At 71.6% G+C, this 24679-nt stretch carries 25 protein-coding genes; 10 read left to right on the forward strand and 15 right to left on the reverse strand.

What is annotated here, in order from left to right:
- The first annotated feature begins 33 nt into the window (after positions 1 to 33).
- Positions 34 to 462: a pyridoxamine 5'-phosphate oxidase family protein gene (locus tag ACWCQ1_RS12980; protein WP_133049566.1), complete on the forward strand. Its 429-nt coding sequence runs from the start codon at positions 34 to 36 to the stop codon at positions 460 to 462.
- 3 nt (positions 463 to 465) lie between these two features.
- Complete coding sequence (locus ACWCQ1_RS12985; RefSeq protein WP_133049567.1) at positions 466 to 1131, forward strand: pyridoxine/pyridoxamine 5'-phosphate oxidase; 666 nt, start codon at positions 466 to 468, stop codon at positions 1129 to 1131.
- Positions 1132 to 1162: 31 nt separating this feature from the next.
- Here ACWCQ1_RS12985 and ACWCQ1_RS12990 read toward each other — a convergent pair whose 3' ends face one another.
- The 5 genes from ACWCQ1_RS12990 to ACWCQ1_RS13010 are packed head-to-tail and all read right to left on the reverse strand — an operon-like array spanning position 1163 to position 3835.
- On the reverse strand, positions 1163 to 2038 hold the full coding sequence (locus ACWCQ1_RS12990) for a GNAT family N-acetyltransferase (RefSeq protein ID WP_451026466.1): 876 nt from the start codon (positions 2036 to 2038) through the stop codon (positions 1163 to 1165).
- A gap of 56 nt (positions 2039 to 2094) precedes the next feature.
- Positions 2095 to 2499, reverse strand: a complete 405-nt coding sequence (locus ACWCQ1_RS12995) for a type II toxin-antitoxin system VapC family toxin (protein WP_358592501.1) — start codon at positions 2497 to 2499, stop codon at positions 2095 to 2097.
- Positions 2492 to 2767 (reverse strand): type II toxin-antitoxin system Phd/YefM family antitoxin, encoded by a 276-nt coding sequence (locus ACWCQ1_RS13000; RefSeq protein WP_133049570.1) that lies wholly within the window; start codon positions 2765 to 2767, stop codon positions 2492 to 2494. The genes ACWCQ1_RS12995 and ACWCQ1_RS13000 overlap by 8 nt, the downstream gene beginning before the upstream one ends.
- 49 nt (positions 2768 to 2816) lie before the next feature.
- Positions 2817 to 3422, reverse strand: coding sequence for a GNAT family N-acetyltransferase (locus ACWCQ1_RS13005; protein WP_451026467.1), 606 nt, complete (start codon positions 3420 to 3422; stop codon positions 2817 to 2819).
- Positions 3423 to 3445: 23 nt separating this feature from the next.
- A complete protein-coding gene (locus tag ACWCQ1_RS13010) occupies positions 3446 to 3835 on the reverse strand; it encodes a Zn-ribbon domain-containing OB-fold protein (protein ID WP_358592496.1) in 390 nt (129 codons plus the stop codon).
- A 206-nt stretch (positions 3836 to 4041) separates the two neighbouring features.
- On the opposite strand from ACWCQ1_RS13010, the gene ACWCQ1_RS13015 reads away from it, so the two are divergent.
- The 5 genes from ACWCQ1_RS13015 to ACWCQ1_RS13035 all read left to right on the forward strand — a co-directional run bounded on the left by ACWCQ1_RS13015 (position 4042) and on the right by ACWCQ1_RS13035 (position 10689).
- Positions 4042 to 5229 carry a flavin-containing monooxygenase gene (locus ACWCQ1_RS13015; protein WP_451026468.1) on the forward strand — a complete coding sequence of 396 codons (1188 nt, stop codon included), beginning with the start codon at positions 4042 to 4044 and terminating at the stop codon, positions 5227 to 5229.
- A 164-nt stretch (positions 5230 to 5393) separates the two neighbouring features.
- Complete coding sequence (locus tag ACWCQ1_RS13020; protein WP_451026469.1) at positions 5394 to 6905, forward strand: flavin monoamine oxidase family protein; 1512 nt, start codon at positions 5394 to 5396, stop codon at positions 6903 to 6905.
- Between the two features lie 145 nt (positions 6906 to 7050).
- Entirely contained in the window at positions 7051 to 9276 is a 2226-nt protein-coding gene (locus ACWCQ1_RS13025; RefSeq protein ID WP_358592489.1) for an acetate--CoA ligase family protein, read from the forward strand.
- A complete protein-coding gene (locus ACWCQ1_RS13030) occupies positions 9267 to 10058 on the forward strand; it encodes an enoyl-CoA hydratase/isomerase family protein (protein WP_451026470.1) in 792 nt (263 codons plus the stop codon). Before ACWCQ1_RS13025 ends, ACWCQ1_RS13030 begins: the two co-directional genes overlap by 10 nt.
- 40 nt (positions 10059 to 10098) lie before the next feature.
- Positions 10099 to 10689: a flavin reductase family protein gene (locus tag ACWCQ1_RS13035; RefSeq protein ID WP_451026471.1), complete on the forward strand. Its 591-nt coding sequence runs from the start codon at positions 10099 to 10101 to the stop codon at positions 10687 to 10689.
- Positions 10690 to 10695: 6 nt separating this feature from the next.
- Here the strand turns inward: ACWCQ1_RS13035 and ACWCQ1_RS13040 are convergent, their stop codons facing one another.
- A complete protein-coding gene (locus ACWCQ1_RS13040; RefSeq protein WP_451026472.1) occupies positions 10696 to 12018 on the reverse strand; it encodes an MFS transporter in 1323 nt (440 codons plus the stop codon).
- 71 nt (positions 12019 to 12089) lie between these two features.
- Between ACWCQ1_RS13040 and ACWCQ1_RS13045 the strand changes: the two genes are divergently transcribed.
- Positions 12090 to 13073: a GlxA family transcriptional regulator gene (locus ACWCQ1_RS13045; RefSeq protein WP_358592484.1), complete on the forward strand. Its 984-nt coding sequence runs from the start codon at positions 12090 to 12092 to the stop codon at positions 13071 to 13073.
- Between the two features lie 13 nt (positions 13074 to 13086).
- Here the strand turns inward: ACWCQ1_RS13045 and ACWCQ1_RS13050 are convergent, their stop codons facing one another.
- The 3 genes from ACWCQ1_RS13050 to ACWCQ1_RS13060 form a co-directional block, all read right to left on the reverse strand.
- On the reverse strand, positions 13087 to 14136 hold the full coding sequence (locus ACWCQ1_RS13050) for a Zn-dependent alcohol dehydrogenase (protein ID WP_358592482.1): 1050 nt from the start codon (positions 14134 to 14136) through the stop codon (positions 13087 to 13089).
- Entirely contained in the window at positions 14136 to 15284 is a 1149-nt protein-coding gene (locus ACWCQ1_RS13055; RefSeq protein ID WP_133045571.1) for an acyl-CoA dehydrogenase family protein, read from the reverse strand. The genes ACWCQ1_RS13050 and ACWCQ1_RS13055 overlap by 1 nt, the downstream gene beginning before the upstream one ends.
- 107 nt (positions 15285 to 15391) lie before the next feature.
- Complete coding sequence (locus ACWCQ1_RS13060; protein ID WP_133045572.1) at positions 15392 to 16303, reverse strand: SDR family NAD(P)-dependent oxidoreductase; 912 nt, start codon at positions 16301 to 16303, stop codon at positions 15392 to 15394.
- Positions 16304 to 16387: 84 nt separating this feature from the next.
- Here ACWCQ1_RS13060 and ACWCQ1_RS13065 point away from each other — a divergent pair, with 84 nt between their 5' ends.
- Positions 16388 to 17314 (forward strand): cyclase family protein, encoded by a 927-nt coding sequence (locus tag ACWCQ1_RS13065; RefSeq protein WP_451026473.1) that lies wholly within the window; start codon positions 16388 to 16390, stop codon positions 17312 to 17314.
- 342 nt (positions 17315 to 17656) lie between these two features.
- Here ACWCQ1_RS13065 and ACWCQ1_RS13070 read toward each other — a convergent pair whose 3' ends face one another.
- The 4 genes from ACWCQ1_RS13070 to ACWCQ1_RS13085 all read right to left on the reverse strand — a co-directional run bounded on the left by ACWCQ1_RS13070 (position 17657) and on the right by ACWCQ1_RS13085 (position 21874).
- Positions 17657 to 18118 (reverse strand): ATP-binding protein, encoded by a 462-nt coding sequence (locus tag ACWCQ1_RS13070; RefSeq protein WP_133045574.1) that lies wholly within the window; start codon positions 18116 to 18118, stop codon positions 17657 to 17659.
- Positions 18119 to 18614: 496 nt separating this feature from the next.
- A complete protein-coding gene (locus ACWCQ1_RS13075) occupies positions 18615 to 19544 on the reverse strand; it encodes an acyl-CoA dehydrogenase family protein (RefSeq protein WP_451026474.1) in 930 nt (309 codons plus the stop codon).
- A 3-nt stretch (positions 19545 to 19547) separates the two neighbouring features.
- Positions 19548 to 20681: an acyl-CoA dehydrogenase family protein gene (locus ACWCQ1_RS13080; RefSeq protein ID WP_133045576.1), complete on the reverse strand. Its 1134-nt coding sequence runs from the start codon at positions 20679 to 20681 to the stop codon at positions 19548 to 19550.
- The gene (locus ACWCQ1_RS13085) at positions 20681 to 21874 is read right to left on the reverse strand and encodes an amidohydrolase family protein (protein ID WP_133045577.1); all 1194 of its coding nucleotides are present in this window, start codon (positions 21872 to 21874) and stop codon (positions 20681 to 20683) included. Before ACWCQ1_RS13085 ends, ACWCQ1_RS13080 begins: the two co-directional genes overlap by 1 nt.
- 87 nt (positions 21875 to 21961) lie before the next feature.
- Between ACWCQ1_RS13085 and ACWCQ1_RS13090 the strand changes: the two genes are divergently transcribed.
- Positions 21962 to 23494, forward strand: coding sequence for a class I adenylate-forming enzyme family protein (locus tag ACWCQ1_RS13090; protein ID WP_451026475.1), 1533 nt, complete (start codon positions 21962 to 21964; stop codon positions 23492 to 23494).
- Here ACWCQ1_RS13090 and ACWCQ1_RS13095 read toward each other — a convergent pair.
- Both ACWCQ1_RS13095 and ACWCQ1_RS13100 read right to left on the reverse strand, forming a co-directional pair.
- Positions 23478 to 23990 (reverse strand): EF-hand domain-containing protein, encoded by a 513-nt coding sequence (locus ACWCQ1_RS13095; protein ID WP_451026476.1) that lies wholly within the window; start codon positions 23988 to 23990, stop codon positions 23478 to 23480. The genes ACWCQ1_RS13090 and ACWCQ1_RS13095 overlap by 17 nt on opposite strands.
- Before the next feature lie 195 nt (positions 23991 to 24185).
- A complete protein-coding gene (locus ACWCQ1_RS13100; RefSeq protein ID WP_208782330.1) occupies positions 24186 to 24566 on the reverse strand; it encodes an STAS domain-containing protein in 381 nt (126 codons plus the stop codon).
- Positions 24567 to 24679 lie beyond the last annotated feature (113 nt).

The following is a 24679-nucleotide window of genomic DNA, read 5'->3' on the forward strand; positions in this document are numbered from 1 at the left end:
CAGCGTACCGCCCAGTCACCGGAGGAGACCCGTATGGCCCTGACCCGTGAAGAGCGCGCACAGTTCCTGGCCGAGCCCCACATCGCCGCCCTCGCGGTGGACGCGGGCGAGGGACGCGCGCCGCTCACGCTGCCGATCTGGTACCAGTACGACGAAGCCGACGGGACCGTGTGGATCCTGACCGGGCTCACCTCCCGCAAGAACGAGCTGATCCAGGCCGCGGGCCGGTTCTCCCTGATGATCGACCGGCTGGAGCCCACCATCAGGTACGTGTCGGTGGAGGGCCCGGTGATCGAGACCGCGCCCGGCACGATCGAGCGGCTGCGGGAGATGAGCGCGCGGTATCTGCCGGCCGAGAAGGTGGACGAGTACGTCGACTTCGCCTGGAAGAACCACGGCGAGCAGGTGTTCCTGCGGATGCGGCCCGAACGGTGGCTGTCCTCGGACCTCGGTACCGTCTGAGGCATGGGAACGGATCTTCACGAGATGCTGAGGTCGCTGCGGGTGTGGGACCCGGCGGTCACCGAACTGCGCCCCTTCGACCCCGCGGCCGCCCCCGCCGACCCGCTCGACCTGTTCACCGCGTGGTTCGCGGAGGCGGTCGCGGCCGGGCAGCGCGAGCCGCACACCATGTCCCTCGCGACGGCCGACGCGGACGGGCGGCCCGACGTACGGATCGTGATGCTGCACGGCGCGGACGCCGGGGGCTGGACCTTCGCGACGCATGCGAGCAGCCGCAAGGGCCGGCAGCTGGCACAGCGCCCGCAGGCGGCCCTCTGCTTCTACTGGGCCGCCCTCGGCCGCCAGGTGCGGCTGCGCGGGACCGTCACCGCCGCGCCGGCCGCCGCGTCCCAGGGCGATCTGCACGCCCGCTCCACCGGCGCCCTCGCCGCCGCGCTCACCGGCCGGCAGAGCGAGGTCCTGGGCTCCCTCGAGGAGTTGGCGCAGGTCTCCCAGGCCGCCTGGGAACGGGCCCAGCGGGAACCGGACGCACCCGTACCGACCTGGACGCTGTACCGACTGCGCCCCGAAGAGGCGGAGTTCTTCCAGGGCGACGGACAACGCCGGCATGTACGGCTGAACTACCGCCGGGAGGACGCGGGTTGGAAGCGCGAGCTGCTCTGGCCGTGACACCACGTCCTCAGCGCGCGACACCACGCCCTCAGGCCGTGACGTCGTGCCCGTCGAAGTCGTACAGGTCGAAATCGGCCACCGGCCGGTAACCGATGCGCTGGTAAAGGGCGTTGCTGGTCGGGTTGGCCAGGTCCGTGAAGAGCAGGACCTCGTCGGCGCCCGACGCACGCGCCGCCCGGCTGACCTCGGCGGTGACCGCGCCCGCGTAGCCCCGGCCGCGCAGGTCCGCCGGTGTGTAGACGGGCGCCACCCGCACCTGCCCGGCGACCATCGGGGTGGCGCCGGCCATGGAGAGCGGGGTGCCGTCGGCGTCCTCCCAGAACGTGACGCCGCCGTAGGAGATGCGCGCGTCGGCCCAGCCCTCAGCGCGCTGCCCGGCGCCCTCGCCGACTGCCGCCGTGAACTCGCCGTACCAGCGCACCAGTTCCTCCCGGTCCGCCTCCCCCGCGACCCGCGCCCGGCCCTTCGGCACCGGGCCCGGCGCGGTCAGGGCGTCGAGCCGGTACAGCCGCTGGCGCTGACGCACCGCCGCCCTCGCGCCCGTGCGCCGCTCCCAGGCCCGCGCCAGCTCGGCGACGGAGGCCCGCTCGCCGGAGACGCCGGGCAGCGGACGGCCGTCGGCGGCCAGGTGGGCGGCGAGGGTGCCGGCCTCCTCGGGGGTGAGGGAGGTGACGTTGAGGCGGTGAGGAGGCGTACGGAAGTACGCCGCCCGGACCGTCCCCTGCCGCTCCAGCACTCCGAAGTACGGCGCCTCGTCCCCGTAGACCCCCGTCCCCCGGGTCCGCAGCTGCTCGGTCACGGTCAGCGCAAGGGTGTGCGGGGCGGGCCGGGAGCGCAGGAAGTCCCCGGCACGGGAGAGGAAGACGCCCAGGTCGTCGATGCGGTACCAGTCATCGGATCCCATACCTCATGCTGCCGCGCGCTCCCCCTGGGACGCCTCCGAATTACGGGGCGTCGCGCTCACACGGCGACGATGAGCACTGACGCCTCCAGCCCCTTGAAGTCCCGCGCGTTCCGCGTGTAGAGCGGCAGCCCTCTCGCCGAGGCGATGGCTGCGATCATCAGGTCCATACGGTGTGGGCGGGGATCCCTGTCGGCCGCGATGGTCAGCGCGACCAACGTTCCGTACCGTGCCGCCGCCTCACCGTCGAAGGGCAGAGGGTCGAAATCAGCAACCGCAGCTCCCAGCTTCTCCATTCGAGCTGCCCGAGAGGCCGGATCCCTGGCCATCGCCACACCCTGCTGCAGTTCGGCGAACGTCACCGCCGTCAGTTCGGGAATCGTGGGAAGGCTCTCCGGACCGAGCAGACCCAGATCGATGTAGGCGCACGTGTCGAGGACCCCGCGGGACGGACGATCAGCCACGCTCGCGCTCCCACGGGTCGGCGTCCGCCCTTTCCTCGTCCCCGAAGAACTCGTCCACCTCCGCGCGCATCTCCGCATGGTCCACGCGAGGAAGCAACCGGTGCCGCGCCACCAGCTCTTCGGCGGTCAGCCTGCGCCGCCGTGCCAGTGGACGCAATTCGGCGACCTCTATGCCGTTCCGAGTGATGTGGTAGGTCTCGCCGGCCTCCACCGCGTCCATGACAGCGGCGGAGTTGTTCCGGAGTTCGCGCTGCGTGATGGTCTTCATACTCAAATGTAGCCCAGCGTGTCCCAGTGTGCTACGCACACCGAAATGCTCAGACCTCCAACCACGGCTCCGGATCCGTGGCCAGGCGGGCGTGCAGGTGGGCGTCTCGGAAGGCGTCCTGGCGGTCTGCTTCGAACATCTGGCCGCGCATGGTGCCCTCGTAGCGGAAGCCGCAGCGTTCGGCGACCTTGCAGGAGATCTCGTGGCCGACGGCGTGGCCCAGTTCCAGGCGGTGCAGCCGGAGGTCGGTGTGGGCCCAGTGCGCGGCGAGGGCGAGGGCGCGGGTGGCGACGCCCCGGCCGCGGGCCTCGGGGAGGACCCAGTAGCCGATGCGGGCGTGGCTGAGGAGGGTGTGGATGTCGTTGACGCTGATGTGGCCCAGCCTCGTACCGTCTCCCGCGTCCTCGACGCAGAACGCCACTCCCGTCCCCGTCCGCGCGTCCTCCGTCCTCGCTGCGATCGAGGCGCGGGCGACGGCGAGGTCGGCGACCGGCGTGAGCGGTGTGTTCCAGCGCAGGAACTCCGGGTCCGCGCAGCCCCGGAAGAAGGTCTCGACGTCGGCGTCGGAGTCCGCGTCCCACGGGCGCAGGCGCAGTCCCTGTCCGAGCACTTCGATGGATTCGAGGGCGAGGGTGGGTTCGTGTATGCCGGTCATGCGCCCATTCAAACGCGCCCGCCTCAGCCACGCGGCCGGAATACCGGCACCCCCTCCCGGAACACGGCCTCCAGCTCCATCCCGGCCCGCAGCCGCTCCGCCGCGCACTCCACGACCTCCGTCATCATCCGCGGCCCCTCCGCGAGGTCGACGACGGCGGCGACGTACGGGGTGCGCTCACCGAAGGGCGGCAGGTCGTTGCGGTGGACCACGGACCAGGTGTAGAGCGCGGCCCGGCCGCTCGCCGGCTCCCAGGTCACGTCCTCGCTCCAGCAGTGCGGGCAGAACTCCCGCGGGTAGTGGTGCGCCCGCCCGCACGCCCCGCACCGCCGGACCAGCAGCCGCCCCTCGGCCGCCGCGTCCCAGTACGTCCGCGTGAAGGCGTCGGCCTCCGGGAGATCGTGACGCGTCATGTATCTGACGGTACGTCAGGTGTGGCGATCCCGGAACCCGGGATCGCACGGTTGCCGGCCGGGGGCCGGGCCGATCGCCGTACGACCACAACCAGGTGTCCTACGCCACAAGCCCCACCCACTCCTCCTACAGGCGTGATCAATCCGCAACCAATTCCGGTCTTGACCGAGACCCATCAAGCTGGTGCGTGATTACGCTCGCGCTCATGGCCGACTCCACACCCTCCCCGAGCCCTTCGGACCGTCCCGTCTACGTCGTCGGCGGTGGACCCGCGGGGCTCTCCGTCGCGTACGCGCTGCGGGCCAAGGGGATCCGTGCGGTGGTGCTGGAGAAGTCGGACCAGGTGGGCGCGGCCTGGCGGCGCCACTACGACCGGCTGCACCTGCACACCACCCGCCGGCTGTCCGCCCTTCCCGGACTGCCGATACCGCGCCGTTTCGGCCGCTGGGTCGCCCGGGACGACGTCGTGCGCTACCTGGAGAAGTACGCCGAGGTGCACGAGCTGGAGATCGTCACCGGTGTCGAGGTGTCCCGGGTCGAGCCCACCCCCGACGGCACGGGCTGGCTGCTGCACGCCACCGGCGGCCGCGAGCTGACCGGCGCCGCCGTGGTCGTGGCGACCGGGTACAACCACACGCCGTACGTGCCCGAGTGGCCCGGACTCGGCCAGTACACCGGCGACTTCGTGCACGCCGGCGACTACCGCAACCCCGAGCCGTACGCCGGCCGGGACGTCCTGGTGGTGGGCGTCGGCAACACCGGCGCGGAGATCGCCGTGGACCTGGTCGAGGGCGGCGCCTCGCGGGTGCGGCTGTCCGTGCGCACGACCCCGCACATCGTCCGCCGCTCCACCGCGGGCTGGGCCGCCCAGTACACGGGCGTCCTGGTGCGGCGGCTGCCGGTCGGGCTCGTGGACCGGCTGGCCCGGCCGATGGCGAGGCTCAGCGTGCCGGACCTGTCCGCGCAGGGGCTGCCCCGCCCGGACACCGGGCTCTACAGCCGCGCCAAGGAGGGCGCCATCCCCGTGCAGGACGTCGGTCTGATCGACGCCGTGCGCAAGGGGAAGGTCGAGGTCGTGGCCGCCGTCGACGGCTTCGAGGGCGGCAAGGTGGTCCTCGCCGACGGCACCCTCGTCTCCCCGGAGGCCGTGGTCGCCGCCACGGGGTACGTCCGCGCGCTGGAGGACCTGGTCGGTCACCTCGGCGTACTGGACGAGCGGGGCAGACCGGTGGCGCACGGCGCCCGCGCCCCGCAGCAGGCGCCCGGCCTGCACTTCACCGGGTTCACCACACCCATCAGCGGCACCCTGCGCGAGGTGGCGATGGACGCCGAGAAGATCGCGAAGGCGATCGTGCGGGCCGGCGGGGACTCGTTGTCCCGGCTGCCCGGCTGATGCCCTCCTGACCTGCACAACCCTCAACTTCCCTCATCCATATACGCGTTACTCGTGCGTCAGATGTGGCGGAAGCGTTGAAGCGTGCCGTCTCCAGGGGCCAGAATGTGAACACTGCTCAGCTTTCGGCTCCACATTCTCTCCCCACTCTCTCCATACGGAGGATGCACGTGGCACGCGAAAGACAGCCCCACCCCCGCGCCCTGACGCGGCGCTCCCTGCTCGGCGGTGCCGCCGCGGCGGCGGGCGCCGTCACCCTCACCGGCACCGCCGCCACAACCGCGTCGGCGGCGACCAGCCGTGACGTCGACGTGGCGATCGTCGGCGGCGGCCTCGCCGGACTGACCGCGGCCCGTGACCTGGTGGCAGGAGGCAAGACGGTCGCCGTCCTGGAGGCCCGGGACCGCGTCGGCGGCCGGGTCGTCAACCTCAAGCTCGCCAATGGCGGGTTCACCGAGGGCGGCGGCGAGTTCATCGGCCCCACCCAGAACCGCATCAAGGCCCTCGCCGACTCCCTGGGCGTGGCGACCTTCACGACCTACAACACCGGCAAGAACCTCCTCTACAAGGACGGCACCCGGACCCCGTACGCCACCGACGGCCTTCTCGGCTCGGTCCCGCCGATCGACGTGGCCGGGCTCGCCAACGCGGCGATCGTGCAGGCCTCGCTGGACGACATGGCCAAGAAGGTGCCGGTGGACGCGCCCTGGACGGCCGCCAAGGCGGCCGAGTGGGACAAGCAGACCTTCGAGACCTGGCTGAACGCCAACGCGGTCATCCCCTCGGCCAAGTTCCTGCTGGACGTGGCCTGTACGTCGATCTTCTCGGCGCAGCCGAGCGAACTCTCCCTGCTCTACGTGCTGTTCTACATCGCCGCCGCCGGCGACGAGAACAACGCCGGCACCCTGGAACGCCTCACCGACACCGCGAACGGCGCCCAGGAGTCCCGCTTCGTCGGCGGCTCCCAGCAGGTCCCGATCAAGCTGGCCGCGACCCTCGGCGACCGGGTGGTGCTGAGCGCTCCGGTGCGCTCGATCGCGCAGTCCGGCGCCAAGTACGTCGTCACGGCCGACGGGATCACGGTGACGGCGAAGAAGGTCGTCGTCGCCGTACCGCCCCCGCTGGCGGCCCGCATCACCTACGACCCCCTGCTCCCCGCCGCCCGGGACCAGCTCAGCCAGCGGCTGCCGATGGGCTCGATCGGCAAGGCGATCGCGGTCTACGACACCCCCTTCTGGCGCGCGGACGGCCTCAACGGCCAGGTCGTCAGCGACTCCGGCGTGGTCCGCTCGACCTTCGACAACTCCCCGCCGGACGCCTCCTACGGCGCCCTGATGGGCTTCATCGAGGCCGACGAGATGCGGGCGTACGACGCCTCGAGCGTCGACGAGGTCAAGGCGGCCGTCCTGAAGGACTACGTCAACTACTTCGGCGACAAGGCCAAGTCGCCGACCTCCTTCGTCCTGCAGCGGTGGAACAACGAGGGCTTCTCCCGCGGCGGCCCGGTCGCCTACGCCCCGCCCGGTGTCCTGACCGACTACGGCACCTCCCTGCGCAAGCCGGTCGGCGGCATCCACTGGGCGGGCACGGAGACGTCCACGTACTGGAACGGCTACATGGACGGAGCCGTGCGGTCGGGCGAGCGGGTGGCCAAGGAGGTGCTGGCGGAGCTCTGAGCCGGTTGATCGGTGCGGGTTCACCCGCTGTTGATCGGTTGCTGGTTCACCAACTTTGGGTGCACGCCCATTCCTGACACTGCGTCAGTTCAGTAATCTGACAGAGCGTCAGTTATTTGGCTGTCTCAGAGGAGCGGGCGGACCGATGCTTGGATCAACCCACGGCACCCTCACCACCGACTCCCGCCGGGCCCGGGTCATCGCCTGCGGCGAGCAACCCGGGCCCGCCGTCCACGGCAGGCCCGCCGAGGTCGACGAGCTGGACGTCGGCGGGCGACCGCTGTACGCCGGCGTCCCCGACCTGGACCGGTTCTTCCGCCCCGAGTCCGTCGCCGTCATCGGCGCCTCGGACACCGAGGGGCGGCCCAACACCGGCATCACCCGGCAACTGGTGGCCTGGGCCGAGCGGGTCGGCGCCCGGCTGCACCCGGTCCACCCGAACCGCGAGTCCGTCTTCGGCATACCCTGCTCCCCGTCCGTGGCCGACCTGCCCGAACAGGTCGACCTGGCGGTGCTACTGGTCGCCGACCCGCTTCCGGTGGTCGAGGAACTCGCCGAGGCGAAAGTGAAGTTCGCGGTGGTCTTCGCCTCGGGGTTCGCCGAGACGGGCAGCGAGGGCGCGGCCGCGCAGGAGCGCCTGGCGCTCGCCGTGCGGCGCTCGGGGATGCGGCTGCTCGGGCCCAACACCAACCTCAACGCCTTCGAGCGGTTCCGCGACGACCTCGACGGACCGGCGATCGCCCTGATCACCCAGTCGGGACACCAGGGCCGACCCGTCTTCTCCCTCCAGGAGCTCGGCATCCGGCTCTCCCACTGGGCGCCCACCGGCAACGAGGCCGACCTGGAGACCGCCGACTTCCTCTCCTACTTCGCCGAGCGGCCCGAGGTCGGCGCCATCGCCTGCTACGTCGAGGGCCTCAAGGACGGCCGTTCCTTCCTGCTCGCCGCCGACCGCGCCGCCCGGCGCAAGGTACCGGTCGTCGCGGTGAAGGTGGGCCGCACCGAGACCGGCGCCCGTACGGCCGCCTCGCACACCGGCAAGCTGACCGGCGCGGACACGGTGGTGGACGCGGCGATGCGGCAGTTCGGCGTGATCCGGGTGGACGGCCTGGACGAACTCCAGGACACCGCCGCCCTGCTGGCCCGGGCGAAGCCGCCGCGGGCGGACGGGGTCGTCGTCTACTCCATCTCGGGCGGCACCGGAGCGCACTTCGCAGACCTGGCGACGGAGGCGGGGCTGTCGCTGCCGGAGCTGTCCGCGGCCAAACAGACCGAGCTGCACCAGTGGATACCCGAGTACCTCAGCGTGGCCAACCCCGTCGACAACGGCGGGCACCCGGTCGGCGACGAACGCGGCCGGAAGATCATCGACGCGATCCTCGACGACCCGGCGGTCGGCGTGCTGATCTGTCCCATCACGGGCCCCTTCCCGCCGCTCAGCGACAAGCTCGTCCAGGACCTGGTGGACGCGGCCGAGCGGACGGACAAGCTGGTGTGCGTGGTGTGGGGGTCCCCGGTCGGCACCGAACCGGCGTACCGCGAGGTCCTGCTCGGCTCCTCGCGCGTCGCGACCTTCCGCACGGTCGCCAACTGCATCACCGCCGTCCGCGCCTACCTCGACCACCACCGCTTCGTCGCCCACTACCGCTCCCCCTTCGACGAGGCCCCGCGCACCACCTCGCCCTCCTTCCGCAAGGCGCAGGCGCTGATGCGCCCCGGCCAGCAGCTCAGCGAGCACGCGGCGAAGCAGCTGCTGCGGGCGTACGGCATCCGTGTACCGCGCGAGCAGCTGGTGACCAGCGCGGCGGCGGCCGTCCGCGCGGCCGGGCTGGTGGGCTACCCCGTGGTGATGAAGGCGTCCGGCGCGCAGATCGCCCACAAGACCGAGCTGGGCCTGGTGAAGGTGGGCCTGACCTCCGCCAGCCAGGTCCGGGACGCCTACCGCGAGCTGACGGACATCGCCCGCTACGAGGGCGTCTCGCTGGACGGTGTCCTGGTCTGCCAGATGGTCGAGCGGGGCGTGGAGATGGTCGTCGGCGTCACCCACGACGAGCTCTTCGGACCGACCGTGACCGTCGGGCTCGGCGGGGTGCTGGTGGAGGTGCTGCACGACGTCGCCGTACGCGTGCCGCCCTTCGGTGAGGACCAGGCGCACGCCATGCTGGCCGACCTGCGGGGGCGGGCGCTGCTGGAGGGGGTCCGGGGGCGGCCGCCGGCGGACGTGGACGCGCTCGTGGAGGTCGTCCTGCGGGTGCAGCGCATGGCGATGGAGCTCGGGGACGAGCTGGCGGAGCTCGACATCAACCCGCTGATGGTGCTGCCCCGGGGGCAGGGCGCGGTGGCGCTGGACGCGCTGGCGGTGTGCCGGTGACCGGGATCCTGCACACGACCGACGGCCGGGTCACCCACCTCACCCTCAACCGGCCCGAGGCCCTCAACGCCCTCACCCCCGGCCAACGGGACCTGCTCATCCAGCTGTTGGCGGACGCGTCGGCCGATCCGGACGTCCGGGCGGTGGTGATCACCGGGACCGGGCGCGGCTTCTGCGCGGGCGCGGACCTGCGCGGTGGCGCTGCGGCCGGTGAGCGGGTGGCGGGGGACGTGGCCCGCGTCCTGCGCCTCGGCGCCCAGCGGCTGACCGCCGCCGTCCTCGACTGCGAGAAGCCGGTGATCGCGGCGGTGAACGGCACGGCGGCCGGCCTGGGCGCGCATCTCGCCCTCGCCTGCGACCTCGTACTGGCCGCGGAGTCGGCGAAGTTCATCGAGGTGTTCGTGCGCCGGGGCCTGGTCCCTGACGGCGGCGGGGCGTACCTCCTTCCCCGCCTGATCGGCCCGCAGCGCGCCAAGGAGCTGATGTTCTTCGGCGACGCGCTCTCCGCCACCGACGCCGAACGCCTGGGCCTGGTCAACCGGGTCGTCCCCGACGAGGAGTTGGAGAAGACGGCCCGCGCCTGGGCGGAACGCCTCGCCACCGGCCCCACCCGCGCCCTCGCCCTCACCAAACAGCTCGTCAACGCCTCCCTGGACACCGACCGCGCGACCGCCTTCGCCGCCGAGGCCGCCGCGCAGGAGATCAACATGACGACGCGGGACGCCCAGGAAGGCGTACGGGCCTTCGTGGAGCGCAGAAGCCCCGACTACCAGGGTCGTTGACCTTCCCATCTGACGAACCGTCAGCTTCAATGGAGGGGTGATGGGACACGCAGGAGCGGCCGCGGCCGCCGTCCGATACCTCAGGTCGACCGGGGCCACGATCCCCGTGGAGCCACTGCCGCGCCCTGAGCTGCGGTGCGTCGGCGAGGACGAGCGCGCCCCCGTCGACCAGACCGAGTTCCGCCGCGTTCTGGGCACCTTCGCGACGGGCGTCACCATCGTGACGGCGCCCCCGGAGGCCGGCTTCGCCTGCCAGTCCTTCTCCTCGCTCTCCCTCGACCCGCCCCTGGTCGCCTTCATGGTCGGCCGTACGTCGACGACCTGGCCGCGCATCGCCCACGCCGGCGTCTTCTGCGTCAACGTCCTCGCCGCCGATCAGGGCGACCTGTGCCGCGCCTTCGCGGTGCGCGGCGCCGACAAGTTCGCGGGCGTGCCCCACGACCCGGCCCCGGCCACCGGCTCACCCCGCCTGACCGGCGCGGTCGCATGGATCGACTGCACGATCCACGCGGTCCACACCGGGGGCGACCACCTGATCGTGGTGGGCCGGGTGGAGGCCCTGGGCACCTCCGACACCCAGGACACCCCCCTCCTCTTCCACCGGGGCCGCTTCGGGCGCCTGCAGGACTAAGGGGTCCTAAGCAGCGACCGTCGCGAGCTGCGGCGCCTTCGCCGTCGGCCTCCGCCTGATCACCAACGCCATCAGCGCCGCCGCCGCGCACAGGGCTCCCGAGGCGTACCAGACCATGTCGTAGGAGCCGAAGACGTCACGGGCCACGCCGCCCAGGAAGGCCACGAGGGCGGCGCCCACCTGGTGGGAGGCGAGGACCCAGCCGAAGACGATGGCGCTGTCGTCGCCGTAGTGCTCGCGGCACAGGGCGACGGTGGGCGGGACGGTGGCGACCCAGTCGAGGCCGTAGAAGACGATGAAGAACAGCATCGGGGGGTGGACCGAGGGCGCCAGGAGCATCGGCAGGAACAGGAGGCTGATGCCGCGCAGGGCGTAGTACACCGCGAGAAGGCGACGCGGCTCGAAGCGGTCGGTGAACCAGCCGGAGGCGATCGTGCCGACGACGTCGAACACCCCGATCACCGCGAGCAGCGAGGCCGCCGCCGTCACCGGCATGCCGTGGTCGTGCGCGGCGGGCACGAAGTGGGTCTGGATCAGACCGTTGGTGGAGGCGCCGCAGATCGCGAAGGTGCCGGCCAGCAGCCAGAAGGGGCCGGTGCGGACGGCCGAGGCCAGCACCCGCACCGTGCGGCGGGCGGCGCCCTGCGCGGGCGGCGGCTTCGCCACGAACTCCTTCGCGCCGTACGGCTTCACCCCCACGTCCGCCGGATGGTCCCGCAGCAGCAGCCAGACGAAGGGCACGACCGCCAGGGCCGCGAGGGCGACCGTGACCGCCGCCGGACGCCAGCTGTGGTGCTCGACGATCCACGACAGCACCGGCAGGAAGATCAGCTGGCCGGAGGCGGACGCGGCCGTCAGGATGCCCGTCACCAGGCCCCGCCGCTCGGTGAACCAGCGGTTGGTGACCGTGGCCGCGAAGGCCAGCGCCATCGAGCCCGAGCCCAGGCCGACCAGCAGGCCCCAGCACAGAAGCAGCTGCCAGGCCGAGTTCATCCACACCGTCAGACCCGAACCGAGGGCAATGACCGTCAGGGCCACCGCGACGACCTTGCGGATGCCGAAGCGGTCCATCAGCGCCGCCGCGAAGGGCGCGGTCAGGCCATACAGCGCGAGGTTGATCGATACGGCCGCGCCGATCGTGCCGCGCGACCAGCCGAACTCCTGGTGCAGCGGGTCGATCAGCAGCCCGGGCAGGGAGCGGAAGGCGGCCGCGCCGATGATCGTCACGAAAGTGACGGCGGCGACGAACCAGGCGCGGTGGATGCGGTGGGTCTTTCCGGCGGACGGGGTTTCCTCTACGGCGGCTGCCGCCTCGGTTGTCTGGGTCACGACATACAGCATCCCGGCCGGAACCGGTCGCAACCACTGGCCCAAAGGACAGCATTCGTTAGAATCGGGCCATGGAGTTCCGCCCGCACCGTGTCGTCGTCCTCGCCATGGACGGCCTGCTCCCCTTCGAGCTGGGCATCCCGCACCGCATCTTCGGCCGTCCCAAGGACGCCCTGGGCCGCCACCTCTACGAGGTCCTCACCTGCTCGGTCCGGCCACCCGGCCCGGTGCGCACGGACGCCGACTTCTCGATCCACGTCGAGCACGGCCCGGAGCTGCTCGCCACCGCCGACACGGTGATCGTCCCGGCGTCGTACGAACTCGGCCCGGTCTTCGAGGAGGGCGTCCTCACCGACGAGTTGGCCGCCGCCCTCGCCCACATCCGCCCCGGCACCCGGCTCGCCTCGATCTGCACGGGCGTCTTCGTGCTCGCCGCCGCCGGCTACCTCGACGGCCGCCCCGCGACCACGCACTGGGCGGAGACCGACCAGCTCCAGCGCCTCTTCCCGAAGGTCGACGTCGACCCGAACGTGCTGTTCATCGATGACGGCGACGTCCTGACCTCGGCCGGGGTGGCGGCCGGCATCGACCTGTGCCTGCACATGGTCCGCCGCGACCACGGCACGGCGGTCGCCAACGAGGTGGCCCGCCGCACGGTCGTACCGCCGCACCGCGACGGCGGACAGGCGCAGTACATCCACCGCCCGGTCCCCGAGCCCCAGGTGGCGACCACGACCGGCGCCCGCGCCTGGGCGCTGGGCAGGCTGCACGAGCCGATCCAGCTGCGCGACATGGCCGCCCAGGAAGCGATGTCGGTACGGACCTTCACGCGCCGCTTCCGCGAGGAGGTCGGCGTCAGTCCCGGCCAGTGGCTCACCCAGCAGCGCGTGGAGCGGGCCCGGCAGCTGCTGGAGTCGAGCGATCTGTCGGTGGACCAGGTGGCGCAGGAGGCCGGCTTCGGCACCGCCCAGTCGATGCGCCAGCATCTGCAGGCGGCCCTGGGGGTGACCCCGACCGCGTACCGCCGGACCTTCCGCACCGGCGTCAGAACGTGAGCACCCCGCGCGGTCAGAACGTGAGCACCCCGCGCGCCACCCGCCCCGCCTCCGCGTCGGCCTTCGCCTTCTCGAAGTCCTCGACCGGGTAGGTCTCGGTCACCAGCTCGTCCAGCAGCAGCCGTCCCGCCCGGTACAGCTCGGCGTAGAGGGCGATGTCGCGCTGCGGGCGCGAGGAGCCGTAGCGGCAGCCCAGGATGGACTTGTCGAGGTACATGGCGGAGACGAGGAAGGACGCCTCCGCGGTGGCCGCCGGCACCCCCAGCAGCACCGCCTGCCCGTGCCGGTCGAGCAGGTCGATCGCCTGCCGGATCAGCTCGACCCGCCCCACGCACTCGAAGGCGTGGTCGGCCCCGTCCGGCAGGATCTCCTTCACCCCGTCGGTGGACGTCAGGAAGTCCGTGGCCCCGAACCGCCGTGCCACCTCCTCCTTCGCCGGATTGGCGTCGACGGCGACGATCCTGAGCGCCCCCGCGATCCGCGCCCCCTGGATGACGTTGAGCCCGATCCCGCCGGTCCCGATGACGAGCACCGAGTCCCCCCGGTCCACCCGCGCCCGGTTGAGCACGGCCCCGACCCCGGTCAGCACCCCGCACCCGATGAGCGCGGCGGACGGCAGCGGAATGTCCTTCGGGATCCGCACCGCCTGCACGGCCTTCACCACGGTCCGTTCCGCGAACGCGGAGTTGGAGGCGAACTGGTACAGCTCCCGCCCGCCCTGCGTGAAGGGCCGCCCCGGCCGCCCGATCGCCTTGCGGCACATGGTGGGCCGCCCACGGTCGCACTCGGCGCAGGCGCCGCAGTTGGCGAGCGTGGACAGCGAGACATGGTCCCCCGGCGCCACGTGCGTGACCCCGGCCCCCACGGCCTCCACGACCCCCGCCCCCTCATGCCCCAGCACCACGGGCACGGGGAAGGGGATGGTCCCGTCGACCACGGACAGATCGCTGTGACACAGCCCGGCGGCCGCGATCGCGACCAGCACCTCTCCGGGCCCCGGGTCCCGCACCTCCAGGTCGTCGACGACCTCGACCCGCTTACCGTCGAACACCACACCGCGCATCAGACGACCCCCTTGGGCTCCCTCGGCAGGCCGAGCACCCGCTCGGCGATGATGTTGCGCTGCACCTGGTCCGAGCCGCCGTAGACGGTGTCGGCCCGCGAGAACAGGAACAGGTGCTGATCCGGGTCGAGTCGGTAGGACGCGGAAGGCGACCAGTCCGAGGCGCTGACGGCCGCCCCGGCCCCCCGCACCAGTACCGCCAACTCCCCCAGCCGCTGATGCCAGTTCGCCCACAGCAGCTTCGCCACACTCGGCGCGCCCGCGTCACCGGACCCCCCCAGCGTGCGCAGGGCGTTCCACCGCATGACCCGCAACTCGGCCCACAGCCGCACGATCCGCTCCCGCACCACCGGATCCCCGGCCGCACCACTGCGCAGGGCGCCCCGCACGACCTCCGTCAACTCCTGGGCGAACCCGATCTGTTGGGCCAGGGTCGACACCCCGCGCTCGAACCCCAGCAGACTCATCGCCACCTGCCAGCCCCGCCCCTCACCCCCGACCAGATGCTCCGCCCGCGCGTGGGCCCCGTCGAAGAAGACCTCGTTGAAGTCACTGGTCCCGGTCATCTGCCGGATGGGCCGCACCTCGATCCGCCCCGGCTGGTCCATGGGCACGAGCAGAAAACTCAGCCCGTGATGCCGACGCGAGCCGACTTCCGTCCGGGCGAGCACGAAACACCAGTCCGCCTCATGGGCGAGCGAGGTCCAGATCTTCTGCCCACTGATCCGGAACTCCGCCCCTTCCCGCACGGCGGAGGTCCGCACCCCGGCCAGATCGGACCCGGCCCCGGGTTCGCTGTACCCCTGACACCACAGCTCCTCCCCGGCGGCGATGGGCGGCAGAAACCGTCCCTTCTGCTCCTCACTCCCATGCGCAATGAGGGTGGGCGCGAGCAACTTCTCCCCGATATGCCCGGACCGGGCGGGCGCCCCCGACCGCGCGTACTCCTCGGCCCAGACGACCTGCTGGGTGAGGGTGGCGGTCCGGTTCCCGTAGCCCCCTTCCGACCACCCCAGCCCGATCCAGCCGGCTTTGCCCAGGGTCTTCTCCCAGGTGCGGCGATCATGAGAGGGGTCACTGTGTTCGACGAGCCAGGCCTTCGCTTCCGCCCGGAACGCCTCGTCCCCGGCGGTGAATCCAAAGTCCACGAGGGTCTCCTCTCGACGCCGCCGACTCGACCTACCCAGGGGCGCGGGGAACTGCGCGACAAGCCACCGACAACCCGCACCCGCCAACCCAGAACGCCCCCGAACTATCAGGCGTTCGGCCGAGCCCCATCCCGAGCAGCCCTCTCCATCTCCCGCAACCGCTCAAGCATCGGCATCGGATCCACCCCCACCGACCCCGGCAGAAACTCCGCAATCCGTTCCGGCGTCCAGCCGCCGGAGGCATACGCGGCGCGCAGCTCCCGCGGCTGCGCCCACACCGCGATCTTCGGCCCGGCGACCGTGTACACCTGCCCGGTCACCCCGGCCTCCCGAGCCCGCTCGGACAGCAGATACACGACCAGCGCGGCCACATCCTCCGGCTCCCCGATCTCAGAGAGCTCCATCGGCACATTGGCCGACATCCGCGTACGGGCAACGGGAGCGACCGCGTTCGCGGTCACCCCGTACTTGTTCAGGCCCAGCGCAGCGCTCCGCACCAGCGAGATGATCCCGCCCTTCGCCGCGCTGTAGTTCGCCTGCGAGACGGACCCCTGATGATTGCCGCTGGTGAACCCGATCAGCGTCCCGGCCCGCTGCTTCCGCATGACGGCGGACGCGGCGCGAAAAACGGTGAACGTGCCCTTCAGATGCGTGGCGACCACCGGATCCCACTCCTCCTCGGACATGTTGAACAGCATCCGCTCGCGCAGGATCCCGGCGACGCAGACCACCCCGTCCAGCCGTCCGTACGACGACAGCGCCACCTCCACGACCCGCGCGCCGCCGGCCATCGTGGACACGTCGTCGGCGACCGCGACCGCCTCCCCGCCGGCCGCCTCGATCTCCTTTACGACCGCTTCGGCGACCTCGCTCGTCGGTGACGCGCCGTCCACCGAGACGCCGTAGTCGTTGACCACGACCCGCGCTCCCTCGGCCGCCGCGGCCAGCGCCACCGCCCGGCCGATACCCCGCCCGGCACCGGTCACGGCGACGACCTTGCCTGCCAAGAAGTTCCCCACGCCCGGCCCCTTCCCGCGGTTTCTGACGGACCGTTAGATTTTATGGCGCGTCAGATACCTGGAGACAAGCCCCGGGGAGGGCCGATGTCGTTGCCCGCCGAGTTCCATGAGATCGCCAAGCGCGTGAACAACTGGGGGCGTTGGGGAGCCGACGACGAGTTGGGCACCCTCAACCTGATCACCGACGAGGTCGTCCGTGAGGCCGCCGCGACCGTCCACACCGGCCGCCGCGTCCCGCTCGCCCTGCCCCTGAAGCACGACGGCGTGCAGTCGGGGATGATCCCGGGCCGGGTCAATCCGCTGCACGCGATGGTGCAGATCAACCAGGAGCTGTTCGGCCCGGGCACGGTGGCATGCAGCGACGACACCGTGACGATGGGCCTGCAGGCGGGCACCCACTGGGACGCACTGGCCCATGCCTCGCACTCGGGGAAGCTCTACAACGGCCGCCCCGCCGACACCGTGACCGCGCACGGCGGCGCCGAGTTCGCCGGCATCGACAAGGCGCGGCACGTCGTGTCGCGGGGGGTGCTGCTGGACGTGGCCCGGGCGCGGGGCGTGGACCGGCTGGAGGGCGGGCACGCCGTCACGCCGGAGGACCTGGAGGCGGCCGAGGACCTCGCCGGTACGCGCGTGCGCGCCGGGGACGTCGTGCTCGTACGGACCGGGCAGATCCAGGTGTATCTCGCCGGGGACCGCGACGGGTACGGCTACCCGTCGCCGGGGCTGTCGGTGCGCGCGCCGGAGTGGTTCCACGCGCGCGATGTGGCCGCGGTCGCCAACGACACCCTCACGTTCGAGATCTTCCCGCCCGAGATCGAGGACCTCTGGCTGCCCGTGCACGCGCTCGACCTGGTGGAGATGGGGATGCTGCAGGGCCAGAACTGGAATCTCGAGGAGTTGTCCACAGCCTGTGGAGAAACCGGCCGGTACGCGTTCCTGCTGTCCGCGATGCCCGAGCCCTTCGTCGGCGCGACCGGAACCCCGGTGGCCCCCGTCGCCGTTCTCTAGCGCGGACACCCGCACCCGCACCGGACGGCGGCGCGCACTGCCCGCCCCGAGCACCGCACCGCGCACCGCCGACGCCGATCCACGACCCGCACTCGCCGAGGGCACCCGTGACCGGGGACCTCGCCGTCCCCTCGCGGCGAACCGATGCCCTCAAGCGTGATCAGGCGGACACTTTCCGTCAACAGCCCCAAGGAGATTTGCGCGTTATGCCCGGTTCACAGGTGCCGCGCACAGGGGCACACCCCGGCGCACGGTCGTCGCGGGACGGGGTACGGCGGCCTTCGCCGCACCCGTACACCGACCCCGTGCACCCGCACCCACGCACCGGACGTACCGGTCCGGTCACACCGCCTCGAACGCCAGCCCCTCATAGGCCGACGTACTCCCCGGGTACGCCACGGCGGCCCGCTGGGCCCCGTCGCACCGGTCCAGCTCGCACCAGATGCGCTTGCCCGCGCCGTCGGGGCTCCAGCCCCAGCGGTCGGCGAGCCCGTCGACGAGGGCGAGCCCTCGCCCACCGGTCGCGTCACCGTCCACACAGCGGGGCACCGGCGCCCGGGAACTGGCGTCGGCCACCTCGAGGCGGACGGTGGCCGAACCGGCCCCGCTGCCGGGCAGGGACAGCCGTAGCACGGCGGGCCGGCCGGTGTGCACGACGGCGTTGGTGACGAGTTCGGAGACGAGCAGGATCAGCGTCTCGGCAAGGGAGTCGTCGACCCCGACACCGGGCCCGGCGAGACGCGAACGCGCCCATTTCCGGGCCCGCCCCACCTCTGCGGGGTCGGGCCGGACTTCCATCTGCACCTGAAGCACCTGCACCGCTCACACCATCCGAACCGGCGGACACATGACCTCACGCCACGCACGCACCGCGACGAGGGCCACGATCGTAGCCATTTTCTGCATGGCCAGAACAACAGCCAGAGCAGAGCCCAAGGCAGGGGTCACGGAACGTGAATCCCTTGCACGACAGCATGGTTGACGTACAGTCACCCCAACAAGCGCTTCGGGCATATTCCAGCGGGAAGGAGTACCCGTACGGCATACTGTGCGACGCTCACCAGGAGCAGTCGAACAGGCCTGATCCGGCCTCGCCCCAGGGGCAACACCGGCGTGGCGCGTGCTCGGAACCACTCGCATCCCACAGAAGGTACCGGAGCGCGCAGCCGACTCCGGGCCGTGACGGGTCACGCATAGGACACAACCCGATATCAACGCTCCGTGATTTCGGTATGCCACGATCCGCGACACACATGCGCGTGTCGTCGACGACCCCCAGCCCAGCGCGTCTTTCACACCGTCAGCTCGTCAGCTCCGCCGCGAGCAGTTCCTCACTCTCCGTACCGCCACCCGCACGCTGCGCCCGCACCCAGGCCCGCTTCAGATGCAGATGAACCTCGCTCTCCCAGGTGAAGCCCATACCTCCGTGCACCTGGAGACAGTCCCGGGCGCCTTGTACGGCCGCCTCGTCGGCCAGCAGCCGCGCGGCGGCGATGTCGGCCGCGTCGCCCGTGACGGCGGCCGCGTAGACGGCGGCGCGGGCGACCTCGGCGCGCACCAGGATCTGCGCGCACAGATGCTTCACCGCCTGGAAGGCCCCGATCGGCTGCCCGAACTGCTCACGGGTCCGGGCGTGTTGCACGGCCAGCTCACACACGCGCGTGGCGGTACCCAACTGCTCGGCGGCCGTGAGCAGAACGGCGACAGGATCGGTACGCCCGGGCGCGGGCACCCGGTGCAAGGGCGTCAACGGATCCACGGACCGAAGAGGCACGGCCCCCTCGGCCCCCGCCCGCACGACGTCGGCCTCCTCCATCCACTCCACCAGCCGCCCGTCGACGGCCGCGACAACGGTCTCCCCGGTATCCGCACCGGGCACGACCCCGGCAGCAAGATGCGTGGCGACCAACGGCCCGGGCACGAGCCCCCGCCCGGCTTCCTCGAACGCCAACACGGCTTCAGGCAACCCGAGTCCGGCGCCCCCCTCGGCCTCGGACAACCGCAACGAAAAGAACCCCAGATCTCCAAGATCCCGCCACAACGCACGATCGAGACGGTGCTGGGTATCGCCGGGCCGGGTAGCGCCCCGAAGGGGGGCGGGGCTGTGTCGATTTGCGGCTCCGCCGCGGGGCGCGACCAGCCCCAACCCACCCGCAGACGACCACCGGCCCAGCACCCCCCTCACGGCCCCCCGCAACGCGACCTGCTCCGCGCTCAATTGAAACCGCACCGCTCACCTCCCCTTCGGCAGCCCCAATATCCGCTCGGCCACGATGTTCCGCTGAATCTGCGACGTACCGGCCGCGATCGTGTACGACAACGACGACAACCGATCCAGCACCCAGGGCCGGTCAAGATCCAGCGCCCCCTCCCCCAGCACCTCCGCCGCCGCGTCGTACAGCTCCTGCCGCGCGTGCGAGTACCGCAGCTTGAACACCGAACCCCCCACGCCCGGCACCCCGCCGGAGGCCTCCGCCTCGCTGACGTTCCACTGCGTGAGTCGCCACAGTGCCCGGAACTCCGCGTTCAGCCTCCCGAGCCGCCGTCGCACCACCGGGTCGTCCCAGTGCCCGTTGCGCCGGGCCTCGCCGGCGAGTTCACCCAGCACCCGCCGGCAGGCGACGACCTCGCCCACGAACGCCGTGCCGCGCTCGAAGGACAGCGTGACCATCGTGACCCGCCATCCGTCGTTCTCGTCCCCCACCCGGTTCGCCGCGGGCACCCGCACGTCGTCGAGGAACACCTCGGCGAACTCGGCGGACCCGGCGAGGGTCCGCAGCGGCCGCACGGTGACCCCCGGCGCGTCCATCGGCATGGCCAGCCAGCTGATGCCCCGGTGTTTCGGCGCCTCCGCGTCCGTGCGCACCAACAGCTCGCACCAGTCGGCGACTTCGGCGTGGGACGTCCAGATCTTGGACCCGTTCACCACGTAGTCGTCGCCGTCCCTGCGCGCCCGCGTCCGCAGGGACGCGAGGTCGGAGCCGGCGTCCGGTTCGCTGAAGCCCTGGCACCAGACCTCCTCCCCGCGCAGGATCGGCGGCAGCCACCGCGCCCGCTGCTCGTCCGTGCCCTCGGCGGCGATGGTGGGCCCGGCGTGCAGCAGGCCCACGAAGTTCGCGCCGACGTAGGGCGCGCCGGCCCTCTCGGTCTCCTCCAGGAAGATGAGCCGGACCGTCGGCGAGGCGTCCCAGTGGACGTCGGCGTACCCGGCGTCGTACAGCATCCGCTGCCAGCCGAGGTCGTACGCCCGGCGTGCGGGCCAGTCGTCCGGGGACGGCTTCGCGGGCAGCGTGGGCAGCACCTTCGTGAGCCATTCGCGCAGCCGCGCCCGGAACTCCTCCTCCTCGGGGGTGTACGACAGGTCCATCAGCGGTCGAGGTCCAGGCCCAGCATGCGGATCGCGTTGCCCCGCATCAGCTTGTGGATCGTCTCGTCGTCGAGGCCCTTCACATGGTCGAGGGCGACCTCCTTGGTGTGCGGGAAGGTCGAGTCGACGTGCGGGTAGTCGGTCTCGAAGGTGGCGTTGTCGCGGCCCACCACGTCCAGCGAGGCGACCCCGTGCTTGTCGCGGAAGAAGCAGCAGTAGATCTGTCGGTAGTAGTACGTCGACGGCGGCTCGGGGATGGTGTCGCGCACCCCGCCCCACGCGCGGTGTTCCTCCCAGACGTCGTCGGCGCGTTCCAGGGCGTACGGGATCCAGCCCATCTGCCCTTCGGAGTAGGCGAGTTTGAGCGTCGGGAACTTCACCAGGACGCCGCTGAAGAGGTAGTCCATCATCGAGGCCATCGCGTTGTTGAAGCTCAGCGCGGCCTGCACGGCGGGCGGGGCGTCGGGGGAGGCGGCCGGCATCTGCGAGGACGAGCCGATGTGCATGTTGACGACCGTCCCCGTCTCCTGGCAGACCGCGAAGAACGGGTCCCAGTAGCCGGAGTGGATGGACGGCAGCCCGAGGTAGGTGGGGATCTCGGAGAAGGTCACCGCGCGCACCCCGCGCGCGGCGTTGCGCCGGATCTCCGCGACCGCCAGGTCGACGTCCCACAGGGGGATCAGACACAGCGGGATGAGCCGGCCGCCGCTGTCGCCGCACCACTCCTCGACCATCCAGTCGTTGTAGGCGCGCACGCAGGCCAGCGCGACCTCCTTGTCGTGCGCCTCGGCGAAGGTCTGCCCGCAGAAGCGCGGGAAGGACGGGAAGCAGAGGCTGGCCTCGACGTGGTTGAGGTCCATGTCCGCGAGGCGCGCCTTCGGGTCCCAGCAGCCGCGCCGCATCTGTTCCCGGGTGATGCCCTCCAGGGTCATCTCGTCGCGGTCGAAGCCGACGGCGGCGATGTTGCGCTTGTACGGGAACTTCAGGTCCTCGTAGATCCACCAGTCCGTCGGCGGTCCCTCGGGGTCCATCGTGATCTGGTACTTGCCGCCCACGTAGGCGAGTTCACCGATCCCCGCGGTCAGCGGCTGCGGCCCCCGGTCCCGGTACTTGGCCGGCAGCCACGTGTCGAAGAGGTGCGCGGGCTCGATCACATGGTCGTCGACGCTGATGATGCGGGGCAGTTCGGTCATGGTTCCCCTCCGCCGGACGGTACGTATCTGATGATCCGTCAGATAGCATGTCACCTGACGAGTCGTCAGCCAAGGCAGGGGGCAGACATGACGGAGACCCCGCACACCCTGAGTTCCTCCCGGACCCTGTGGGAGCTGGTGGAGCGCCGCGCCCGGCTCACCCCCGAGCGTCCCGTGCTCCTCCAGGACGACCGCACGCTGACCTTCGGCGATCTGCGCACCCGGGCCGAGCGCGTGGCGGCCGGTCTGTACGACATGGGTGTGCGCCCCGGCACGGTGGTCGCCTGGCAGCTGCCCACCCGGATCGAGACGGCCCTGCTCTCCTTCGCGCTGGCCCGCCTGGGCGCCGTGCAGACGCCGGTCATCCCCTTCTACCGGGACCGCGAAGTCGGCTTCGCGCTACGGGAGTCGAAGGCGGAGTTCTTCGCCGTGCCGGGCACCTGGCGCGGCTTCGACCACACCGAGATGGCCCGGCGGCTCGGCGCCAAGGGCGTCTTCGAGGCGTACGACGACCTGCCGGACGGCGACCCGGACGTACTGCCCCCGCCGCCCGCCGAGGGCACCTCCGTGCGCTGGATCTACTGGACCTCCGGCACCACCTCCGACCCCAAGGGCGTGCTGCACACGGACCGTTCACTGATCGCGGGCGGCTCGTGCCTGGCCCACGCCCTGCGCCTGTCGGCCGCCGACGTGGGCTCGATGGCCTTCCCCTACGCGCACATCGCCGGACCCGACTACACGGTGATGCTGCTGCTGTACGGCTTCCCCGCGGTGATGTTCGAGCAGTTCGCGCTGCCGGACGCGCTGGAGGGCTATCGCCGGCACGGGGTGACGGTGGCGGGCGGGTCCACGGCGTTCTACTCGATGTTCCTCGCCGAGCAGCGCAAACAGCCGGGGCGCAAGGTGATACCCACGCTGCGGCTGCTCGCGGGCGGCGGGGCGCCCAAGCCGCCGGAGGTGTACCACGCCGTCGTACGGGAGATGGGCGTGCAGCTCACCCACGGGTACGGCATGACCGAGGTGCCGATGATCACCATGGGGGCGCCGGACGACACCGTGGAGAACCTCGCGACCACCGAGGGACGGCCGCCGGAGGGGATGGAGATACGGATCGTCGACGGGGAGGTGCGGCTGCGCGGGGAGGCGGTGTGCCAGGGCTATCTGGACCCCGCGCAGACGGCGGAGGCCTTCGACGAGGACGGGTTCCTGCGCACCGGGGACCTGGGGTTCGTGAAGGACAGCGGGCATCTGGTGCTCACCGGGCGGCTGAAGGACGTGATCATCCGCAAGGGCGAGAACATCTCCGCGAAGGAGATCGAGGACCTGCTGGCCGCGCATCCGGCGGTCGGGGACGTCGCCGTGATCGGGCTGCCCGACGCCGAGCGCGGCGAGCGGGTGTGCGCGGTCGTGGAACAGGCGCCCGGCGCCGAGGAGTTGACCCTGGCCGCCATGACGTCATACCTGCGCGCGGAAGGGCTGTCCGTGCACAAGCTGCCAGAGCAGCTGGAAGTGGTGGACGCCCTCCCGCGCAACGAGACGCTGCGGAAGGTGCTCAAGTACAAGCTGCGCGAGCGCTACTCGGGGACGGCGGTCGTCGGGAGCGCTACTCGGGCACCGTGAAGTAGCGGGCGAACGCCGGGACGATCTCGGCCTCTCCCACCTTGCCGTCGCTGTCGGCGTCGAGGCCCGCGGCGGCCGCCTCGGCGACGGCCTGGTCGGCCCCGAGGACCCGCAGCACGCGCGCGGTGTCGGCGACGGTGGCGGCTCCGTCGCCGTCCGTGTCGGCCACGGCGATCGCCGCGTGCAGGAAGGGGCGGGCGATCTCGGCGAACCGCTCCGGGTTGTCCCGCAGCCGCTTCACCGCGCCGGTGACGAACTCCTCGCGCGTGATGCGCTGGTCGCCGTCCCGGTCCGCTATCCCGGCCATGCCCTGCCAGAACGCCTCCGCGCCGGCGTACAGCGCCTGCCCCTTGTCGGAGCGCGCCGCGACGGCGAACTCGGCGAGCAGCGCCTTGGCCGCCGTGCCGAAGTCCTCGCGGTCGATGTAGCCGTTGCCGTCCTGGTCGAAGGTGGCGAACCGGGCGGCGATCCTGCGCTCGTACTCGCTGCTGACCATGTCTCCTCAGGCCGCCTTACTCGCGTCGGGTGCATATATCTGGACGGAGCGTACGACGAGCGGGCCCGCCGGGGCGCGGTGGAGCGGCACTTGTGCCAGGACCGGGTGAATTCCGGGACAACCGTGTGGCAATGACCCGGCGGCATCCCCACGACCCGGTGACATGCCGTGACACCTCGTGACATCCCGTGGCGGCTACGCCGAGAGCGGGCCGGCCTCCTCGGTGACGGCCTCGTCCAGACCGGCGTACACGTCGAACAGGCGACGCACTCCGAGGGCACCCAGGACCCGGTTGACGTGGGAGCCGTCGACCGCGCCCTGCGCCGGGAGTATGAGGCGCAGGTTGCCGTGGCAGGAGCGGAAGAGTCGGCGGGCGGCGATCAGTACTCCGACGCCGCTGGAGTCGCAGAAGAACACCTCGGAGAGGTCCAGGACGAGACTGTGGCGGCCCTCGGCCACCGCGTCGTGCACCCGCTGCCGCAGCACCGGGGACGACACCAGGTCCAGCTCGCCCGACACACGCAGCACGGCCCAGTCGCCCTGCTCGTCGCCGGTCACATGAAACGTCACCACCATGCCCTTCGCTCGCCGGCCCCCCGCAAACGGAAGCCGTTCCTACGCTTCCTTGCAGCGCGGCTGCCCAGCGGCCTTGCCCGCAAACTCCGCAACGGAAACGGAAAGCGATCGAA

The sequence above is a fragment of the Streptomyces sp. NPDC002144 genome, from assembly GCF_053593695.1.